Below are 2,393 nucleotides of genomic sequence, written 5' to 3'. Positions count from 1 at the left end.
TCACCCACCACCAACGCCACCGCACCCGGCGCCTCCCGCACCCACCCCTCGAACCGCTCCACCACCGAACCCACCACCGGAACCACACCCACCGCCTCGCCGGGGGCGAGCAGCCCGGCCAGTTCGGCGGGATCCAGCAGCTCCAGGTCGTCGACGCGCGCGGCGGGATCGGCCACCGCCTGCTCCAGCAGCCGCAGCAGCCGGCCGGACAGGGCCTCGGCGGTCGGCCGGTCGAACAGGTCGGCCGAGTAGAACAGGCGCAGGTCGAGATCGTCCCCGTGCACGGTGTCGGCGAAGGTGAACTCCAGGTCGAAGCGGGCCGTGCCCGGGTCGACCTGCTCCATCCGGGCCGGGTGGCCGAACATCACCGACGTGTCCAGGGTGACGGTGTTGTGCGACACCAGGGTCTGGAAGAGCGGGTGGCGGCCGAGCGCGCGCGGCGGGTTGACGACCTCGACGACCCGGCCGAACGGCACGTCGGCGTGGTCGAGGGCGGCGAGGTCCGCGGCCCGGACCCGGTCGAGCAGCTCGGCGAAGGTCGGACCGCCCGACAGGTCGGCGCGGAGCACCACCGTGTTGACGAAGAAGCCCACCAGCCCGTCCAGCGCGGCCTCCCCGCCGCGCCCGGCGACCGGCGTGCCCAACGGGACGTCGTCACCACCGCCGAGCCGGTGCAGCAACGCCGCCACCGCCGCGTGCGCCACCATGAAGACACTGGTGCCGCTCTCCCGGGCCAGCCGGCGGACGGCCGTGGCCAGCGGTCCGGGCAGTCGCCGCGCGACCAGGCCGCCCCGCCCGCTCGGAACGGCCGGCCGGGGGCGGTCGGCGGGCAGCGGGATCTCCTCCGGCAGCCCCGCCAGCGCCCGCCGCCAGTGGGCCAACGGCGCCGCCTGGTCCAGACTCGCCTGCCAGAGCGCGAAGTCCGCGTACTGAACCGGAAGTTCGGCGAACTCCGGGGCCCGGCCCGCCAGCCGCGCGAGGTAGCCGGCCTGGAGGTCGGCGATCAGCGGCCCCCGGGAGGCCTCGTCGCCGGCGATGTGGTGCAGGGCGACGACGAGCGTCGCGGCACCGGTGGGATCCCTCAGCAGGGTGGCCCGCAGCGGCGGTTCGGCGGTCGGGTCGAAACGGTGCGCGAGCGCGGCGGCGATCTCCCGGTCGACCTGGTCGGCCGGGACGTCGCGGACGGTCAGCGGCACGGCCTCGGCCGCCTCGGCCGGGGTCAGCACCCGCTGGTACGGCTCCCCGTCCCGCTCGCCGACGACGGTGCGCAGGCTCTCGTGCCGGGCCGTCAGGTCGGCCAGCGCCGCCGCGAGCGCGGCCACGTCGGGGGTCCCGTCGATCCGGGCGACGAAGGGGATGGTGTAGGTCGCGCTCGGGCCCTCGACCTGGTACTGGAACCAGAGGCCGCGCTGCGCCGCGGAGAGCGGGAGCGGCTCGGGGCGCGGTCCGGCCGTCAGCGCGGGGCGCTCGACGGCGGTCCGGCCCGCCAGGCGGGCGGCGAGCGCGGCCGGGGTGGGCGCCTCGAAGACGTCCCGGATGGCCGCGTCGACGCCCAACCGCCGCCGGATCCGGCCGGCGGCGCGCGCGGCGAGCAGCGAGTGGCCCCCGAGCGCGAAGAAGTCGTCGTCCGCACCCACGGCGGTCAGGCCGAGCACCTCGGCGAGGATGCCGCAGATCACGGCCTCGGCCGGGGTGGCCGGCAGCCGACCGGCCGTGACGGCCCGGTCCGGGGCGGGCAGTGCCCGGCGGTCGGTCTTGCCGTTGGCCGTCAGCGGCAGCACCTCAAGCACCACGACCACCGACGGGACCATGTACTCGGGCAGCACCGCCGCCACACCCCGGCGCAGCTCCTCGGGGGCGGGCGGCTCCGCCTCGGCGCCGGTGCCGTCCGCGGTTGCGTCCGTACCGCCGGTGCCCGTGACGTAGCCGACCAGCTGCTGTTGCCCGGGCACGTCCTCGCGGACCAGGACGACGGCCCGGCCGACGCCCGGCAGGGCGGCCAACGCGGCCTCCACCTCGCCGAGTTCGATCCGGAAGCCGCGCAGCTTCACCTGGTCGTCCACCCGGCCCAGGAAGTCCAGCTGCCCGTCGGCACGGCGCCGCACCAGGTCACCGGTGCGGTACATCCGCCCGCCGGCCGGGCCGTACGGGTCCGCCACGAAGCGGCCCGCGGTGAGGCCGGGCCGCCCGAGGTAGCCGCGGGCCAGCTGCTCACCCGCGAGGTACAGCTCGCCGGGCACACCGGTCGGCACCGGCTGGAGGGCACTGTCGAGGACCAGTGCGCGGACCTGCGGGAAGGGCACGCCGATGGCGGGGACGCCCCGGTGGTCGGCCGCCAGCTCCGCCGCCGTCGCCCACACCGTCACCTCCGTCGGCCCGTACACGTTCGTCAC

At 76.8% G+C, this 2,393-nt stretch carries 1 protein-coding gene; it reads right to left on the bottom strand.

Features of this window, described 5'->3' with window-relative positions; genetic code table 11:
- Window positions 1-2,393 (bottom strand): condensation domain-containing protein (locus ACFWIC_RS40950; RefSeq protein WP_380522281.1); only part of this gene is annotated, 2,393 nt, incomplete at both ends.

Source organism: Kitasatospora sp. NPDC127035 (genome assembly GCF_042726075.1).
Lineage (GTDB): Bacteria > Actinomycetota > Actinomycetes > Streptomycetales > Streptomycetaceae > Kitasatospora.
The sequence above is the reverse complement of the archived record's forward strand: the minus strand, read 5'-3'. Positions and strand labels throughout refer to the sequence as shown.